The sequence below is a fragment of the Micromonospora sp. SL4-19 genome (genome assembly GCF_047921475.1).
GTDB lineage: Bacteria > Actinomycetota > Actinomycetes > Mycobacteriales > Micromonosporaceae > Micromonospora.
Genome location: NZ_JBLROB010000045.1, coordinates 1 through 17,323, shown reverse-complemented (window position 1 = coordinate 17,323; position 17,323 = coordinate 1). Strand labels below are relative to the sequence as shown.

Here is a 17,323-nt window from a genome sequence, read left to right as displayed (position 1 = left end):
CTCAGTCGGGGACCCGGGCGACCGCGAAGACGGACTGGCCGAAGGGCGGGCGCACGCGTTGCTCCGCCGCCTTGGTGGCGGGGAGGACCAGGGTGTCGTAGACCTTCACCATCGGGCCCTCCTTCGGCATGAGCCGGAACACCTTGGTGGCCATGAAGTAACCGATCAGGCCGAGCGCGTTCGCGTAGTGGATCTTTTCCACGGTGAGGCCGGCCTCGGCCATCGCGGCCGCGAGGGTCTTCTTGGTGTAGCGCCGGACGTGACCGGTGGCGATGTCCGCCGGGCTCATCGCGAACTGGAACGCCGGCACGATGATGATCACCGCACCGCCGGGCCGGACCAGGTCGCGCATGCTGCGCAGCGCGCCCACGTGGTCCTCGATGTGCTCGAGCACGTTGTACGACACGGCCGCGCTGTAGTCGCCGCGCTCGGAGTGCGGCAGCAACATCTGCCGGACCTCGACGGTGGGGTGGTCGGCCAGTCGCTCCTTGAGCCGGACCAGCCGGTCCGGGTCGGCCTCGCTGGCGGTGATCCGGGGCAGGTGGGCTGACCACTCCAGCGCGTAGTCGCCCAGCCCGCTGCCGATCTCGATCGGGTTGTCACCGAGGTAGGGCACCGCCAGCTCGACGAACCACCTGCGATGGTTGACCGCTGTCGCAAGGCCTTCGAGCACCTCCGACTGGACGCGCTGATCCCCAGTGATTTCTGCCATGCGTCGATTCCTCACGATATGACTGACCCGCGCCTGGACCGACAGAGTCAACCATCCAGATGGATGGCGCGGGAATCGGGGCACCGGGGGTGACCGAATTGCGCTCGGGGGTGGGCACGTGATCGGCGGTCGGCGAACTCGGCACATAGTACGCCAGTACCCAGAAACATGTCACGGCCCTGCCATACTCTGACTACGCTCTGAATTGTCATGACTACTCCCGAATCGGATGACGCCCGCGGTGGCGCCACCCAGGACCGGCTCGACGAGGGCGGACGAGCGGGACGGGGAAGGTGGGTCGACGCCGCCGCCGTGCTCAGTTTCGCGCTGCTCGCGTTCTGGGTGACCGCCCGGTTCTGGTTGAACCCCGGCCACGGCGTACGGGACAACCGCACCGATCAGTCGCAGTTCGAGTGGATGATGGCGCATGGCGCACGGGTGGTGACCGATTTTGCCTATCCGTTCACCTCGGACCGGATGAATGTGCCGGACGGCGTCAATTTGATGGCTAATACGTCCGTATTATCCATTTCTCTGCCAATGACGCCCATCACCGTCCTGTTCGGCCCGCGTGCGTCATTCCTGGTCTTCCTCACCGTCGGAATGATGGCCACCGGCGTGGCCTGGTATTTCGTCCTCTCCCGGGTGCTGATCGGCAGCCGGGGACCGGCCTGGCTCGGGGCCGGTTTTGCCGCCTTCGCGCCGGCGATGGTCTCGCACGCCAACGCCCACCCCAACATCGTCAGCCAGTTCGTGGTGCCGCTGATCGTCTGGCGGACGTTGCGCCTGGCCGAACCGGGGCGCTGGCTGCGCAACGGCGTGCTGCTCGGCCTGGTGGTCGTCTGGCAGGCCTTCCTCAATCTGGAGATCCTGCTGATGACGGCGATCGGGCTGGGCGTGGTGGTGGTCGCCCTCGCCATCGGTCGGCCGGAGCTGCGCCGCGGGGCCCGGCCGTTCGGCGCCGGGCTCGGGGTGGCCGCCGTCGTCGCCGGGGCACTGCTGGCGTACCCGCTCCACGTGCAGCTCGCCGGGCCGGGTGCCTACCAGGGGCTGTCCCGGCTGATCCGGGGCTACCGCACCGACCTCGCCTCGTACGTCGCCTGGTCCCGGGAATCGCTCGCCGGGGATGCCCGCAGCAGCGCCCGCCTCGTGAAGAACCCCACGGAGGAGAACGCGTTCTTCGGCTGGCCGCTCTCCGTCGGGGTGGTCGCGCTGGTGTGGTGGCTGCGCCGTAACGCCGTCGTCCTCGGCCTGGCCGCGGCCGGCGTCGTCTTCGCCCTGTTCTCCCTCGGCCGGGAGATCCGGTACGACGGGCGGAACACCGGCATCCCGGGCCCGTGGGCCGCGCTGGAGAAACTGCCGCTGCTGCACTCGGTGGTGCCCACCCGCTGGTCGCTGGCGCTCACCCCGATCGTCGGCGTCCTCCTCGCGCTCGGCGCGGACCACGCGCGGGGGCTGGTCCGACGTCATCCGGCCGCCCGCCGGCAGATCCGGTTCGCCACCGCCACCGTGCTGACCATGGCGCTGCTGCCGTTGCTGCCCACGCCGCTGCCCTCGGTACGCCTCAACCCGACGCCTGAGTTCGTCACCTCCGGCGCCTGGCGGCCGTACGTGGTCGGCGGGCACAGCGTCGTCACGCTGCCGCTGCCGGACACCGACTACGCCGACCCGCTGCGCTGGTCCGCCGAGACCCGACTGGGCATGCCGCTGGCTCGGGGCTACTTCCTCTACCCGGACACTCGGCCCGGTGCCGGCCGGGTGGCACTGTTCACCGCGCCGCCCCGCCCCACCAGCAGCTTCTTCATCACGATCCGGCGCACCGGCGGGCTGCCGCCGATCGCCCCGCAGGACCGGGTGGCCGCGGTCGACGACCTGCGCTACTGGCGGGCGGGGGCAGTCGTCCTCGACCCCCGGCTGCGCCACGCGGACGAGCTGGGCCGGGGGATGACCGAGCTGACCGGCGTCGAGCCGGTGTTCACCGGCGGCGTGTGGCTCTGGGACGTGCGCCCGCTGGTCGACTGAGGGTGGGCGGACCCACCCACGTGAGGGTCAGGAAGGGCGGACGCAGCAACCCTGGCAGATCTTCGGCCGCGGCAGGGTGAAGGCCAGGCAGCAGGTCCGCCGCTGCACGGTCGGCTCGCCGGCCGGGCCGGGCACCAGCTCCACGAGGTCGCCGAGGTCGAGCGCGTCGAGCAGCGTGGCGATGCTCTCGGTGGAGGAACCGGGGAGCGTGTCCGAGGCGCGCAGGATGCCGTGCGCGATGCCGGAGGCGACCGAGCCCAGCAGCGTACGCGTGCCGATCCGGACCTCGGCCTGGATGGCCGCGATCATCGGGGCGAAGTGGGCGTCGAGCAGCGAGGAGCGCAGCGCGTCGAGCAGGGCCGCCTCGTCGGTCACCACCCGCACGTGCGGGTGGCCGGCCAGCGCCAGCGGGTCGCCGGGCAGCACCGCGACCGTGGTCGAGCTGCGCAGGCCCAGGGTGACCAGCTGGTGGCGGTCCTCGAAGTGGATCAGCACGTCGGCCGGGTCGAGCAGCGGCACCCGCCGCGCCGAGGCCCAGCCGAGCACCGCCGGCAGCGCCGTCCAGTAGCTGTACGACTTCCAGGCCAGGGCGGCGCAGGCGTGCGGGGTGCCGCCCCAGCGCCCGGCCGCGGCGTGCAGAAGGCGGGGCAGGAGCGTCCCGTCGACCAGCCGGGTCGCCGGGGACCACCGGGCCTCGTCGTCGGTGACCAGCAGGCCGGGCGCGAGCCCGGGCAGGTCGTCGGTGCCGAACATGGCACGCAGGGTCGCGGTCACCGGGGCGAGCGGCGTGGCGATGTCGCGCCTCGGCATCACCGCTGTCACCTGAGTCCCCCGTCTGGTTGCCCGCCGGCCGAGCCCACGTGGCCAGCCGAACTAAGGCTAGCCTAACCACAGCTTCCCGATGCGGGAAAGTCCTGCCGAGGGGTGGAGGGAGAGTTCCCGGTCACTCCGCGGGCCCGCTGGGCGTGCCGCGTACTACCCGGCCGGGCGGGGGGAAAACGCCGCGGGGTGGGCCGGCGGGCCACGTAAGGATCGACGGACGCCGCTGAATTGTCAAGGTGAGTGTCGACAACGAGGCACTTTCCGTACACGTTCGGCCACCCGACGTGAAACTGGTCTTCCCGTATACGAGGAGGCCGATGACCACCTCACCCGTCGAGCGTGCCGCCGAGTCGTTCGCGGCGGAACTCGCCCGGCACCGCACCGGCCGAGGGTTGTCCAAGAAGCAGCTGGCGACCCTGATGGGCTTCGACCCGTCGTACGTCAGCCACGTCGAAGGGCGCCGGCACCGGCCGACCGAGGACTTCGCCCGGCGGGCCGAGGCCGTCCTGGAGGCCAGCGGCGCGATCTGGCAACGCTTCCGGGAGTACGACGAGCTGCGCGGCCGCGCCGGCGGCCCGCACCGGGAGCCCCCCGGTTCCGGCCAGTGGCTGCCACCCGGCACCGGCCTGGTGGTCGAGCGGGAGACCGCCACCCTCACCTACACCGACGAGCGCTACCACTGCGCGATCCGGCGGGAGCTGTACAACGCGGGCACCGAGCCGGTCACCCGCTACCTGGTCCGGGTCGCCGTCGACCGCTACCCCAACGACCCGGTCCACTCCAACCGGCACCACCGCGAACACCCGCTCACCTTCGCCGAGCTGCAACTGCAGGCGTACCGGGACGACGGGGGCACGCGGGAGCCGATGCGCTGGCGGGCCAAACACGACCGCGACGCGTTCAAGGAGGTCTGGCTCCTCTTCGAGAACGAGGAGGGCCGCTTCCCGCTCTACCCCGGGGACCGGGTCACCCTCGAATACGCCTACCGGGTCGGCCGGGACAAGTGGGGCCCCTGGTTCCAGCGCGCCGTCCGCCTGCCCACCCGGCACCTCGCCGTCCGGCTCGACCTGCCCGCCGACCACGAACCGAAGGTGTGGGGGGCGGAGACCTCCCTCTCGTCGGAGGAAGCGCCGCTGCGTACCCCGATCCAGCGACACGACGAGGGCGGCCGGGTGTGCTTCGACTGGGCCACCGACGACCCGCCGCTGAATGCCCGCTACCGGATGCAGTGGCGGTTCCGTAACCAGCCCCCGGACGAGGAGCCCGACGGTCTCGGCCCGGGCGGCCGGGTACGCGCCAGCGACCGGATGCGCGCCGCCGGCATCCTGCAGCGCGGCGACGACCTGCTGTGGCAGCCGGCCCGCCAGTTCGACCTGCCCCACGAGGAACGCGTCGCCCGGGACGTCGTCGACCGGCTCTCCGCCATCCTGGTCCGCCTCGACGAGCTGCACCCGTTCAGCAAGGGCGTCGGCATCGCCGCCCCGCAGCTCGGGCTCGGCTGGGCCGCCGCCCTGGTCCGCCCCGCCGATCGGGCCGCCGAGCCGGTCATGCTGCTCAACCCCCGGGTGGTCGACACCGCGTCCGACACAGACGAGCAGTACGAGGGCTGCCTCTCCTTCTTCGACCACCGCGGCCTGGTGCCCCGGCCGCTGCGGATCGACGTGGAGCACGCCCAGTGGGACGGCAGCCGCGTCATCACCTCCTTCGAGCACGCCATGGCCCGGCTGGTCGCCCACGAGATCGACCACCTGGAGGGGCGGCTCTACGTCGACCGGATGACCCCCGGCGTGCCGCTGGTGCCGGTGGAGGAGTACCGGGAGACCGGGCACCCCTGGCGCTACTGACCCAGCGGGATTCCCGGTGCGTGGGCCGGTTGCCGGTCCGGCCCACGCACCGGCGAACGGGGGACCGGGTCGCGTGCCCGCGGGGGCGAAGGCACGCGACCCGGCTCAGGGGCAAGGTCTACAGGCTGCCGAACGTGTCGTACCGGATGTTGCCGGGCGGGACGTCGTCGGCGGCCAGCGCGCGCAGGGTGGCCCGGACCATCGGCGCCGAGCCGGAGACGTAGCAGTCGTGCGTCGTCCACGGGCCATACCGGGTGACCACCTCGGAGATGTCGCCCAACTCACCGTCGAAGGTCGGGTCCTCGCTGCAGGCCGGGGTCACGGACAGCCACGGGTGGGCGACCACCAGCTCCTCCAGGCCCGGCAGGCCGTACAGCTCCGCCGGCCGGCGGGTGCCGTAGAAGACGTGCACCCAGCGGGTGCGGTTGACCCGGGTCAACTCCTCCACCAGCGCCTTGATCGGAGCCAGCCCGACCCCGCCGGCCACGCACAGGATGTCCCGGCTCGACGACCGGTCCAGGGTCATCGACCCCATCGGCGCGGCCACCCGCAGCAGGTCACCGGGTTTCGTCCGGCGGACCAGCGCCCCGGACACCCAGCCCGCCGCCCCGGTCGGCGTACGCACGTGGAACTCCAGCACGTTGTCGTCGTTCGGGGCGTTCGCCACCGAGTACGTCCGCCACACCCGCGGGTGGTACCGGGGCACCTCGATGCTGACGTACTGGCCGGCCCGCCAGGGCAGCGGGTGCTGGAGCGCGCGTACGGTCAGCACGGCGGTGTCCGGGCCGTGCCGATCGTGGGTGAGCACCTCGGCATGCCAGAACGGCGGGTTCCCGTCCGCCGCCGCGCCGGCGAGCATCCGCTCGCAGATACTCGCGTACGCCTCCCGCCACGCCTGGTCGTACTCCAGGTTCCAGCCGTCCCCGGCGGTGCCGCGCAGCGCGTCCAGCAGGGCGATCCCCATGGTTTCGTAGTGCGCGGCGTCGACGTGGTACTTCCGGTGGTCCCGGCCCAGCGCGCGCAGGTAGTCGTCGAAGCTCTCCGGGTCGCCCACCGTCTGGGTGGCGGTGACGATCGCCTCCAGGATCCGGTCGCCCTGCCCGCTCATCTGCACCGGGAAGAGGTTGCGCAGCTGCGGGTCGAGGAGGAACAGCCGGGCGTAGAAGTGACGGCTCAGCCGTTCCCGGTGCCCCTCGACCAGGGTCCAGCTCTCCTTCAGCAGCCGTGCGACGTTTTCCACCGGGGCACGCTCCTTCTCCTGATGACGGATCGAGCCCCCACAGAATCGCCACGGAGTGTGCCGACCGGTCGCACAGAATGTGCGACCCGCCCATCTGGGCTCAAGGGCGGTGCCGATCGGCCCCCTCGTGCGGCACAGTGGTCCGGTGACCGTTGACGAGCTCACCCGCCCGGTGTCCCGCCGGGCCCTGGGCACCGAGACGCTGCTGGTGCTCGGCCTCTCCCTCGGCCAGTCGGCCGTGTACGCGCTGGTCTCGCTGGTCGCCAAGCTGACCGCCGAGGGCGGGCTCGCCAAGCAGACCGCCGCGCTGAACACCTCCGCGTCGGCCCGGCCCTACCTCGACCTGGCCTACCAGCTCCTCGGGATCTTCTTCGCGCTGCTGCCGGTGCTGCTCGCCGTACACCTGCTGGCGCGCGACCCCGGGGACCCGGCGCGGGCGCTCGGGGTCGACCTGCGACGACCCGGGCCGGACCTGGCCTGGGGCGCCGGCCTGGCCGCGCTGATCGGCCTGCCCGGGTTGGCGCTGGTCTGGGCGGCGGCGCAGCTCGGCCTCAACGCCACCCTGGTCCCGGCCGCCCTGCCGCACCTCTGGTGGGCGGTGCCGGTGCTGATCCTCGCTGCCGTGCAGAACGCCGTGCTGGAAGAGGTGATCGTGGTCGGCTACCTGGTCACCCGGCTGCGGCAGTTCGGCTGGCGGCTCGGCGCGGTCATCGCGGCCAGCGCCCTGCTCCGCGGCTCCTACCACCTCTACCAGGGCTTCGGCGCCTTTGTCGGCAACGTGGTGATGGGCGTGGTGTTCAGCCTCTTCTTCCTGCGCACCCGGCGGGTGGGCCCGCTGATCGTCGCGCACACCGTGCTCGACGTGGTCGCCTTCGTCGGGTACGCCCTGCTGCCGAAGTCCTGGTTCAGCTGGCTCTGACCGGTCGGTACCGGCCGATCGCCCGCGCGGCGAGCCGTTCCGCGGCGGCCGAGTCGCCCGCCGCGGCGGCGAGCATCGCCGCGCCAGGCAGCAGTCGTGACGCCACTCGCAGCCCCAGCCAGCCGCCCGCCTGCGCCGCCAGCGGCGTCGCCAACCGCCAGGCCGCCTCGGCCGCCCGCGGCCACGGTCCGTCCGTCGGGGCGCCTGCCGAGCGGACCGCGTCCAGCGCCGCGCGGGCGGTGCCGACGTCCGGGTGCACCCGGGTCAGCACGAGCAGCTCGGCCACCCGGTCCGGATGACCGGGATCGCGGCCGTAGGCCGCCGCCAGGTGCAACACCAGGTTGGCCTGCGCCCACAGCACCGCTGCGAGTTCCGCCAGCGGTGCGAGGAGTCCGGCGCCCGCCGCGAACGCCCCACCCGCACCGGCCAGCCGGACGAACCGCCGGGTCACCAGCCGGGCCAGGCCGTCGGCGTCGGCGTCCGGGTACGCCCGCCGGGCCCGCTCGACCCAGTCGCGGGCGTGCGGCCCGAGGGCGTCCACGGCGGCGAGGGCCAGCAGCTCCGGCGCGAAGCCCGGGTGGTCGAGCAGGCGCGCGCCCGCCGCCCGCCACCCTTCGACAGAGGTACGCGCCGGCCCGGGTGCCGCCTCGGCGAGGGGGCCCGGCGCCGTCACCGTGACTTGCGGGCTCTCCGGTTGCGCACTCTTCCTCGCCGGACCGGTCCGCTTCGCCGGGGCGGCCTTCGTGGCCTTCCTCGCCCGCCCGGTCCGGGTCGGCGCCTGCTGTTCCGTCGGCGCCTCGCTGACGTCGGCCGTGCCGGCCTCGCCGCTGGCCCGTTCCGGGTCGTCAGCCTGAACAGCCGCCGTGCCGGCGGCGCTGTCCGGTCCGGTCGGGCCGGCCCTGTCGGGGCGTGCGGTCGTGCCCGGGCCGGCCGGATCTCGCTGGTCGATCCTCTCGGGCAGTTCCGAACCGCCGGTCCGCTCGACGGCCTCCGCCGGGGCGCTCCCGGCGCGTTTCCGGGCGGCCGACGCCGCGTTCTTCGCCGCAGCGGCCTTCTTCGCCGGGGCGGCCTTCTCCGTGGCCGGTGCGGTCTCCTCCGGCGGGGTCGCCGTCCTGGCCGAGGTACGGCCGGTCCGCTTCGGGGCCTCCTCGTCCGCCGGCCCGCCGTCCGACGGGTCCGCGCTGGGCGGCGTGTCCCGGGTACCGGAGGCGCCGGTCGTGTCCTGCCGGGGCACGGCCTCGGCGGCCGGGCGGGGACGGGGTGTGGCGACCTGGCCATCCGGCGTGGGGCCGGAACCGGCGGCGCGTGGCGTGGCCTGTGCCGGGTCGGGCGGCTGGAAGATCACGGTGGGAGGAACCTTGGCCCGGCGCGGCCGGGGCGTGGTCTCGCCTCCGGCCTCGGCTTGGCCGAGGGGCGGTTCGGGCGCCGGGGGCGGCGTGAAGGTCGGCTTCGCGGAGCGGGCGCGCCGGGCACCGGCGGCAGGCTCGCGACGGGGCGGATCGCTCGGCGGCTGCTCCTGCATATCGACGGAGCCTAGTCCCCGAGCGTGACGTCGCACACGGGGAAACGCAGCGGGTGGCCTCTTCCCGGTAGTCGCTTTGCTCCCCGGGGGTGGGGACCTGTATCCTCGGGCGCGGTGGTCTCCGGGCCACCGAGGAGACTTCGCCTAGTCTGGTCTATGGCGCCGCACTGCTAATGCGGTTGGGGTCTTAAAGCCCCTCCCGGGTTCGAATCCCGGAGTCTCCGCGCGAAAGCCGGGTGTGTAGACTGGCCGAGCAACAAGCGCCCGTAGCTCAACGGATAGAGCATCTGACTACGGATCAGAAGGTTAGGGGTTCGAGTCCCTTCGGGCGCACACAGGTGAACAGGAAGAACGCACAGGGCCGGTCGCTTGCGACCGGCCCTGACAGCAACCGGTGACAGCAACGTCATCCCGGAGCCCCGTCATCGAGCAGGCCGCCCAGCTGATCCAGCCCCGCACTCAGCCTGATCCAGTCGATGTTGTTGGTGTGCCAGACGGCCTCGTACTCGTCGCAGCGCTCGCCGGCCTCCAGCCGACGATGCGGTTGGAGAACGCGTCGCGGACTCCGGCGAGCCGGCACACGCCCTCGCCGCAGCGGATGCGGGTGGAGTCGGCGACCCACAGCCGGTTCGATGCGGTCGCCGTGAAGTCCCGGTTCACCAGGTCTGGCGCCGGCGTGGCCTTCGGGTCCTGTCGGGTCGAGCCGCCGCGCCAGCCGCCGCCTGCGCATCGTTTTGTTGGTCGAGCACGAGGAGATCATCGTCGATGTGTATCACCTTAAGTCCTCCTTGACCGTCGCCGCCCGGTCCGGAGGAAAAGGAGTGTTGACCGGCGCCGGGGGCTCACTAGCATCCCGGCCGTGGACGACATGCGCTGGCGCGATCCGGAGTGGCTGACCCGGGTGCAGGATTGGATCGACGAACAGCTCGGCGAACTCGGGGTGACGCGGACCGGTCCCCCCGTCCAGCCGCACGTCTACCCGTGGTCGACGGCGATGCGGGTACCGACGGACCGAGGTGACGTCTGGTTCAAGGCCAACATCGAGTCGCTGCGGCACGAGGCCGCCGTCCTGCGGCGGATTGCCGCCCGCCGTCCCGACGTGGTGCCGCCGCTGCTGGCCGCTGACAGTGCCTCCGGTTGGATGCTGATGGCGGACGCGGGGGAGACGCTGCGAGTGGTGACGCAGCGCGAGCAGAGCCTGGATCGGTGGCGGGCCGTGCTGCCGCTCTACGCCGGAATCCAGCTCGACCTGGCCGACGACGTCGACGACCTGCTCGCCCTGGGGGTGCCCGACCTGCGGCTCGCCACCCTCCCGGAGGCGTACGGACGCCTGGTCGACGAGGTCGGCGCGGAGCGGCGCTTCCACGAAGCGGCACCGATGGTGGCCGACCTGTGTGAAGAGCTCGCGGGGTACGGACTGCCGGAGCTGCTGCAGCACGACGACCTGCACGACGGCCAGGTCTTCGTCCGCGACGGCCGTCACCTGGTGATGGACTGGGGCGACGCCTGCGTGTCGCACCCGTTCTTCACCCTGTCGGTCACCCTCGAAGGTGGGTTGGCGTGGGGCCTGGAGGATGTCTGGAACTCCGTCGACACCGCGCCCTTCCGGGACGCGTACCTCGCGCCGTACGCCGAACGGTTCGCCGGCGATCTGGTGGCCGCCACTCGGGTGGCGCTGCGCCTGGGCTGGGTCTGCCGTGCCGTCAACGGGCACGTGCCCGGCGACGAGGAGCGGACCCTGACCCGGCTGCGGATGTTCCGCGACGGGCGGCCGTAGCCGGCAGGGGTGCTGGCCCTCCGGTAGCCGGCACCCCTGTCGTCACCGCAATTTGGATTGGCATGACCGCTCGCCTGGCCCACGATGAGCGGGTGCCTGATCCCGAGGATGCGGCTCACGCCGTCGCGACCGACCGCTTGATCCTGCGCGAGCCGGGCCGAACAGATATACCGGGCCTGTTCGCCCTGTACGCCGACCCACGAGTGTGGGGACCCGACCCACTGAGTCGCCACGACACCATCGAACAGACCCGCAGAATGGTCGACAACTGGTGTGCGGCCTGGCGCCGTGATGGCCTAGGCATGTGGATCGCTCACACGGCGGACAACACCTTCGTCGGCGCAGGGGGATGCTTCGTCCGCTATGGCGTCGCGTGGAACCTCGGATTCCGCCTACTTCCCCGCTTTTGGGGACAGGGCTACGCGCAGGAGATCAGCGCGGCAGCGACGACCGCGGCGCGAGATCTGCGCGCCGACCTGCCGGTGACCGCGTACGTGCTGGAGAGCAACGAACGATCCCGGCGGGCTGTCGAGCGCGTCGGACTCAAGCTGGCCTGGCGCGGCGCTGATGCGGGGAATCCCGACCCGTCGGCCGTTCGACTGCTCTACAGCGATCGGCAACTGGCCAAGGAAGTCGTGCATGCGCTGACCGAGCACTGAACGGTGGACAAGCCTGGCGACTCCCGGGCGGCATCGGCCGGGCCGGCCAGCCACGCTTGGGGATGACCAGGACCCAGATGGCCCTGGGGGCTCCGCCCCCGGCCCTCCTCCCCGTCCGGACCGGCGGCCAAACCGCCGTCATCAGTCACTGATCCGCAGCTCGCCTATTCCATGTAGTAGGTGAGGCGCCCGGTGTTGCTGAGGATCCGGTCGGTGCCGCTGTGCGAAGGACTGACGACTCCGGAGTCATAGTCGTCAGTAGGTTGCTTCGCTGATGCGGCATCCCAGTACCAGACCTGGCCCACGTAGGCCCTGAACGTGCGGCGGCCTTTCGCTGGCACGGTGACCGCCTTGTATGGCTTGCAATCAGCGTCAAAGAGCCAGAGCGCGAATGGCTCATCGAAGGTGGACAGAGTGCCGCTGACCGGCGCTCCCCACTGCTCCGTAGGTATGTCGCGCTGGTAGTAGTCGTACAGATCCTGGCCCTTGGCCTGCTTGATGCAGGCCCGGATGAGCTGTGGCGCAGGGGCCACCAGGTCGGATGCCGGCTTCGAGGTGGGCCTGGGTGCAGGTATGGATGAAGGAGATGACCGCAGGCGGCCGGCGATGCCCCAACTGTCACCGGTCGCGCTGGGGATTGCGAATAGGAGGGCCAGAATCCCGGCGAGACCTCCACATAGCCCGAGCGCGACAGCCAGGCGACGGCGGCCGGCCGGTTTTGGGGGTGCCGCCTGAGATGCCACGTCGCGTCGCTCCATCAGCTGCAGGCCGGACCGTGTCAGATTGGTGGGCGAATCAGAGCTGTCGAGGCCAGAGCTCGGCAGAATCCCTTGAGCTTCCACCCGACCGCCGGCTGCACAGTCTACGACGCCTTCCGCTCGGCAGTGTCCCCCGAAATCGATCTCCGTCGCCCGTCACCCCCGAAGACGGCGTTGACAGCAGCGCTCGCTCGCTGAGCTGGCAGTGCTCGCCGGGTCGGTTTCCCCGCGTTCGGGCTCCCGGCGAGGCTGGGGATCAGTGGTTGACCCCTTCACCTACCGCAGCTGATCAAGCTGATCAACACCTAGACGTCCAGAAGCCGGGAGAGGTTGGTCAGGCTGGCGATCAGGGCGGCGACGAAGGTCAGGATGCGCCCGGCCCACTTGACGACGGCCGCCGCGATCTGCGAGGCGATCACCGGGATCGTGACGACGAAGATGGCCTCCACCGCCCACACGACCACGCGCGCCACCAGGTCGGCGATGAGATCGCGCACGATGTCGCGCGTGAAGGCCACCAGGTTTCCGGCAGCCTGGGTAGCCGCGGCCATCGCGGCGGAGACCCCGCCGAGCCCGCTGAGCGCCTCCACGTTGTGTGCCATCAGGCCCTGATACGCCGTGGCGGCCTGTCCCTGCCAGTGCGGCAGATCTCCGTCGAGGTGCGACTTCAGGTCGGAGGCGCATGACCATCCATCACCGGGGTCGGCAGTCCATATGCGAGGGATCGCAGCTCGTATCGTCACTCTTCCCGTTCCGGAGAGTGGATTGCCGGCCCGGACCGTCCGCCCCCGGACGCCGGAGCGCTCGGGGGCGGGGCGGTCGTGCGTGGCATCCGGGTCAGAGCCGCTCCGGCGTCCGGATGCCGAGCAGGTGCAGCCCCTGCCGCAGCACTCGGGCCGTCACGTCGCAGAGCGCCAACCGGCTCTCCCGGACCGGGCCGTCGGCCCGCAGCACGGGGCAGCGCTCGTAGAAGGCGCTGAACGCGGCGGCGAGCCGGTACAGGTAGCCGGCCAGGTGGTGGAACTCGAGGCTGCCTGCCACCTCGTCGACCACCGTCCCGAAGCCGACCAACTCGAACGCGAGCGCCCGCTCGGCCGGCTCGGCGAGCGAGATCTCTGTGTCCGGCCTGGCCGTCGCCCCGGCCCGCCGGAAGATCGAACAGATCCGGGAGTACGCGTACTGGAGGTAGGGCGCGGTGTTGCCGTCCAACGACAGCATCCGCTCCCAGTCCAGCACGTAGTCGCGATGCCGATCGTTGGACAGGTCGGCGTACTTGATCGCGCCGATGCCGACCGCGCGGCCCACCTCGGCCGCCTCCGCCTCGCCCAGTTCGGGGTTGCGCTCCCGGGCCAGCGCGGTCGCCCGGGCCACCGCCTCCTCCAGCAGGGCGACGAGCTTCACCGACTCACCCGCCCGGCTGCGCAGCATCCGCCCGTCCGGCCCGAGGATCGAACCGAACCCGACGTGCTCCGCCCGGGCCGGCGGGGTCAGCCAGCCGGCCTGCGCCGCGGCCGCGTACACCATCTCGAAGTGCCGTCGCTGCGGCAGCCCCACCACGTAGAGCATCCGGGTCGCGCCCAGCGTCCCGGTCCGGTGCCGGATCGCCGCCAGGTCGGTCGCTGGGTAGCCGTACCCGCCGTCGGACTTGCGCACGATCAGCGGCAGCGGCTCGCCGTTCCGACCGACCGATCCGGGCGGGAAGACACACGCCGCCCCTTCGCTCTCCCGCAGCAGCCCGAGCTGGCCCAGGTCGTCCACCACCGGGCCGAGCAGATCGTTGTAGCTGCTCTCGCCCCGGAAGTCCGCTTGGCCGAGGGTCACGTCCAGCAGGTCGTACGCGGCGAGGAAGTAGCGCTCGGACTGCTCGACCAGCAGCCGCCACAGCCGCAGCGTCGCCTCGTCGCCGCCCTGCAACGCCACCACGCGCAGCCGGGACCGCTCGCGAAACGCCTCGTCGGTGTCGAACTTGGCCCGAGCCGACTTGTAGAACGAGTCCAGGTCGCCCATGGACAGCTCCTGTGCCGCCTCGGCCTCGCCCAGGTCGACCAGGTGTTCGATCAGCATGCCGAACGGCGTCCCCCAGTCGCCCAGGTGATTGGCCCGGACCACCCGGTGCCCGAGCCACTCCAGCAGCCGGGCCGCCGCGTCGCCGATCACCGTCGACCGCAGGTGCCCGACGTGCATCTCCTTCGCCACGTTCGGCGCCGAGTAGTCGACCACCACCGTCTCCGGCTCGGCCACCACGGGCACCCCGAGCCGCGGATCGGCGGCCAGCGCGGAGACCAGCCCGCCGAGGGCACGGTCGGCGACGGTCAGGTTGATGAAGCCCGGCCCGGAGACCTCGGCCTCGGCGCACAGGTCGTTGACCTCCGCACGCTCCAGCACCTCCGCGGCGATCGACCGCGGCGGCCGGCCGAGGCGCCGGGCCAGCGCCAGCGCCGCGTCGGACTGGAAGTCCGCGTGCTGCGAGCGTCGGACGACCGGGTCCACCGGTGCGCCGGCCACTGTTTCGAACGCCGGCGCCAGCCGGTCGGTCAGCAGTTTCTCCAGATCCATGGGTACGCCGATCTCGCTCGGATCCGTCTCGCGCGGATCTCCGGACGGGGATGCGGGCGGACCGAGGACGATCGGCGGTGACCGGCGGCTCGATCCGCCGGTCGCAGAACGTGTGACGTCAGCGCAGGCGGTCGTGGGACCGCCGGCGTCGCAGCGCGCCGACCGGAACGTCGGGCGACGTCGGCTGGAGGGCGTGCGAGCTGGTCACGCAGGCAGCCTAACCGGCCGGCACGGGGGCGGTGCAAGTGCTCCCCCGGCCGGCCGGCAGGTCGTACGAAAGGGTCAGGCCGGCGTGGCGACGGCCTTGCGATACCGCTCGGCCCGCCGTCGCACCTGGGTGTACGCGCTGGTCAGGCCCATTGCCCGGCGAACCTCGACCAGGGTGCGACGCACCTCGGCCCGGGTTCGTTCGGTGCCGGCGACGATCAGCTCGTCGACCAGGCCGGTCTGCGCCTCGAACCGGGCCCGGCGCTCACGGATCGGGTCGAGGAACCGGTTCAACGCGGCCGCCAACTCCTCCTTGACCTCGACGTCACCGACCCGGCCGGTTCGATAGCGTGCCTTCAGCTCCTCGACCTTCACCCGGTCCGGGTTGAACACGTCGTGGTACGCGAAGACGGGGTTGCCCTCCACCGTCCCGGGCACGTCGGCGCGGACCCGGTTCGGGTCGGTGTACATCCCCATCACCTTGTGGCGCACGGTCGCCGGGTCGTCGGAGAGCGCGACGGCGTTCCCCTTGCTCTTGCTCATCTTCCCGTGGCCGTCGGTGCCCACCAGGGTGGGCGTGTCCGACATGATCATCTCCGGCACCGGGAAGACCTCCCCGTAGAGATGGTTGAAGCGCCGAGCGATCTCCCGGGTCACCTCGACGTGCGCGGCGTTGTCCTTCCCGACCGGGACGACCTGGCCCTTCACGCAGAGGATGTCGGCGGCCTGCAGGACGGGGTAGCCGAGCAGCCCGTACGGCATCTCGTCCTTGCCGGCGTCCCGGCCCATCTCCTTCAGAGACGGGACGCGCTCCAGCCGGGGCACCGTGACCAGGTTCTGGAAGAGCGTGTTCAGGTCCCCGATCTCGGGAATCGCCGACTGGAGGTAGAAGGTGGCCCGCTCGGGATCGACGCCGGAGGCGAGGATGTCGGTGACCATCTCGCGGGCGTTGCGGGAGACCTGCTCGATGTCCTCACGGCTGTTCTTCGTGGTGAGCATGTGCAGGTCGGCGATGATGAAGAAGCTGTCGTACCGCTGGTGCAGCTTCACCCGGTTGGCGATGCTGCCGACGTAGTGGCCCAGGTGCAGCCGCCCGGTCGGGCGGTCGCCGGTGAGCATCCGTGCTGCGGACATGGTGGTAGGCCTTTCGTGCCGGACGAACGGTGGAAGGACGCGCGGGCGCGCGGAAGGACCGGGGCGTGCCCGGATCAGTGGGATCGGCTGCTCAGAGCGCGAACCGCCATCGCCCGCCGGCGCGGAACCGCAATCCACCGGCACGGAGCACGTCGAGGATCTGCTCCCGACGGTCGTCAACACGGGCCGGAGGCACCGGAGCGGCAACCGCCGGGAGACCGCAATGTGTCTCCGGGGTGCAGGTGCTCGGCCGGACCATGCCTGAAAGGCTAGCCCGGGCCAGCCGGTTTCGGTGGTTCCCGACTGTGTCCTGGCGGACGGGAGGGCGACCCGGGCCGCCTGAGTCCCTCGCCCGCGAGGTCTCCCGCCAGCTGACCACGGCCATGCTGAGCTGCGGCGACGTCGGACCCTGCAGCCACGCTGCGCTGGCATACTGGCCAGCCATGGTGTTGTCGCGTGGTTGGTCGCTCTTTTTAATCGGGGTCGGCGTGTGGACCTGGGTGATCTGGCCGAGGTTCGGGGTCGCCATCTGGAACGACCCGCGCTCGTGGTCGACCGGCACCATCGGGGAGGGCGCCGCCACCGGCTTCCTCTGGGTGCACGCCCTGCTGATCGTGGCCTCGCTGGCGATCGGAACGACCGCTGGCGTGCTCGGCGTGAAGGGTTGGCTGGGCGCTCGTCGCGGTCGCCCCACCACCTGACCGGCCGCCGTCGCCGATCCCGTCCCCACTGAGCAGGGAAGATAGTCCCGTGGTGATGATGTGACGCGGGACGCGTCCCGCCGATTTGACGATCAAACCCGCAGCCGCGTAACTTTCTCTCTGCCAGCGCGGAACGGGGCAAACGGGACGAAAGCCCGGGAGCTCGATCCGAGGCTGGCACCGGGTCGGACAGGGCGTGCAACTCCTGAACGGACCGGTCCGGGCGGAGCGAGTCGAAAACGTCGCAGGGCGGATTTGGCGGAGCGGAACCGACCGGGTAAGGTTCACGACCGGCAGGGCACCGGGCGAGCTCGCGGGACACCGCGGCGGCCGGCCTGCCAAATCCGATGAGCAAGCGTCGCGGTTCGCCGCTGCGTGTGTTCACCGGGCGCCAACCCGTACGAAGCATGACAGACCGGGACACACGGTTTGACACGGCAGAGACGGTGA

The 17,323-nt window shown here is 71.6% G+C and carries 14 protein-coding genes and 2 tRNA genes; 8 read left to right on the top strand and 8 right to left on the bottom strand.

Annotated elements, in window-relative coordinates:
- Position 1: 1 nt before the first annotated feature.
- Positions 2–712, bottom strand: a complete 711-nt coding sequence (locus ACNAVT_RS29965) for a class I SAM-dependent methyltransferase (RefSeq protein ID WP_416301147.1) — start codon at positions 710–712, stop codon at positions 2–4.
- Between the two features lie 210 nt (positions 713–922).
- On the opposite strand from ACNAVT_RS29965, the gene ACNAVT_RS29960 reads away from it, so the two are divergent.
- Positions 923–2,734 carry a hypothetical protein gene (locus ACNAVT_RS29960; RefSeq protein ID WP_416301146.1) on the top strand — a complete coding sequence of 604 codons (1,812 nt, stop codon included), beginning with the start codon at positions 923–925 and terminating at the stop codon, positions 2,732–2,734.
- A 27-nt stretch (positions 2,735–2,761) separates the two neighbouring features.
- Here the strand turns inward: ACNAVT_RS29960 and ACNAVT_RS29955 are convergent, their stop codons facing one another.
- On the bottom strand, positions 2,762–3,544 hold the full coding sequence (locus ACNAVT_RS29955) for an IucA/IucC family C-terminal-domain containing protein (RefSeq protein WP_416301145.1): 783 nt from the start codon (positions 3,542–3,544) through the stop codon (positions 2,762–2,764).
- A gap of 329 nt (positions 3,545–3,873) precedes the next feature.
- Here ACNAVT_RS29955 and ACNAVT_RS29950 point away from each other — a divergent pair, with 329 nt between their 5' ends.
- Positions 3,874–5,400 (top strand): peptide deformylase, encoded by a 1,527-nt coding sequence (locus ACNAVT_RS29950; protein WP_416301143.1) that lies wholly within the window; start codon positions 3,874–3,876, stop codon positions 5,398–5,400.
- Positions 5,401–5,518: 118 nt separating this feature from the next.
- Here the strand turns inward: ACNAVT_RS29950 and ACNAVT_RS29945 are convergent, their stop codons facing one another.
- Entirely contained in the window at positions 5,519–6,640 is a 1,122-nt protein-coding gene (locus ACNAVT_RS29945) for a globin domain-containing protein (RefSeq protein ID WP_416301141.1), read from the bottom strand.
- Positions 6,641–6,785: 145 nt separating this feature from the next.
- Between ACNAVT_RS29945 and ACNAVT_RS29940 the strand changes: the two genes are divergently transcribed.
- Positions 6,786–7,559 carry a CPBP family intramembrane glutamic endopeptidase gene (locus ACNAVT_RS29940; protein WP_416301139.1) on the top strand — a complete coding sequence of 258 codons (774 nt, stop codon included), beginning with the start codon at positions 6,786–6,788 and terminating at the stop codon, positions 7,557–7,559.
- On the opposite strand, the gene ACNAVT_RS29935 is transcribed toward ACNAVT_RS29940, so the two are convergent.
- Positions 7,546–9,081, bottom strand: coding sequence for a hypothetical protein (locus ACNAVT_RS29935; RefSeq protein WP_416301137.1), 1,536 nt, complete (start codon positions 9,079–9,081; stop codon positions 7,546–7,548). The two genes, ACNAVT_RS29940 and ACNAVT_RS29935, sit on opposite strands and share 14 nt — an antisense overlap.
- 133 nt (positions 9,082–9,214) lie before the next feature.
- Between ACNAVT_RS29935 and ACNAVT_RS29930 the strand changes: the two genes are divergently transcribed.
- The 4 genes from ACNAVT_RS29930 (at position 9,215) to ACNAVT_RS29915 (ending at position 11,517) form a co-directional block, all read left to right on the top strand.
- Positions 9,215–9,305: transfer RNA gene (locus ACNAVT_RS29930), tRNA-Ser, on the top strand.
- Between the two features lie 36 nt (positions 9,306–9,341).
- A tRNA-Arg gene (locus ACNAVT_RS29925) sits at positions 9,342–9,414 on the top strand.
- 526 nt (positions 9,415–9,940) lie between these two features.
- Positions 9,941–10,858: an aminoglycoside phosphotransferase family protein gene (locus ACNAVT_RS29920; RefSeq protein WP_416301136.1), complete on the top strand. Its 918-nt coding sequence runs from the start codon at positions 9,941–9,943 to the stop codon at positions 10,856–10,858.
- 92 nt (positions 10,859–10,950) lie between these two features.
- Positions 10,951–11,517: a GNAT family N-acetyltransferase gene (locus ACNAVT_RS29915; protein WP_416301134.1), complete on the top strand. Its 567-nt coding sequence runs from the start codon at positions 10,951–10,953 to the stop codon at positions 11,515–11,517.
- Between the two features lie 164 nt (positions 11,518–11,681).
- On the opposite strand, the gene ACNAVT_RS29910 is transcribed toward ACNAVT_RS29915, so the two are convergent.
- The 4 genes from ACNAVT_RS29910 to trpS all read right to left on the bottom strand — a co-directional run bounded on the left by ACNAVT_RS29910 (position 11,682) and on the right by trpS (position 16,172).
- Entirely contained in the window at positions 11,682–12,050 is a 369-nt protein-coding gene (locus tag ACNAVT_RS29910) for a hypothetical protein (protein WP_416301132.1), read from the bottom strand.
- A 530-nt stretch (positions 12,051–12,580) separates the two neighbouring features.
- Positions 12,581–12,865 carry a hypothetical protein gene (locus ACNAVT_RS29905; RefSeq protein WP_416301131.1) on the bottom strand — a complete coding sequence of 95 codons (285 nt, stop codon included), beginning with the start codon at positions 12,863–12,865 and terminating at the stop codon, positions 12,581–12,583.
- Between the two features lie 247 nt (positions 12,866–13,112).
- Positions 13,113–14,831 (bottom strand): arginine--tRNA ligase, encoded by a 1,719-nt coding sequence (argS, locus tag ACNAVT_RS29900; protein ID WP_416301130.1) that lies wholly within the window; start codon positions 14,829–14,831, stop codon positions 13,113–13,115.
- 282 nt (positions 14,832–15,113) lie between these two features.
- Positions 15,114–16,172, bottom strand: a complete 1,059-nt coding sequence (trpS, locus tag ACNAVT_RS29895; RefSeq protein WP_416301129.1) for a tryptophan--tRNA ligase — start codon at positions 16,170–16,172, stop codon at positions 15,114–15,116.
- Between the two features lie 443 nt (positions 16,173–16,615).
- On the opposite strand from trpS, the gene ACNAVT_RS29890 reads away from it, so the two are divergent.
- Positions 16,616–16,873 (top strand): SCO4848 family membrane protein, encoded by a 258-nt coding sequence (locus ACNAVT_RS29890; RefSeq protein ID WP_416301128.1) that lies wholly within the window; start codon positions 16,616–16,618, stop codon positions 16,871–16,873.
- The last annotated feature ends 450 nt before the right edge of the window (positions 16,874–17,323 follow it).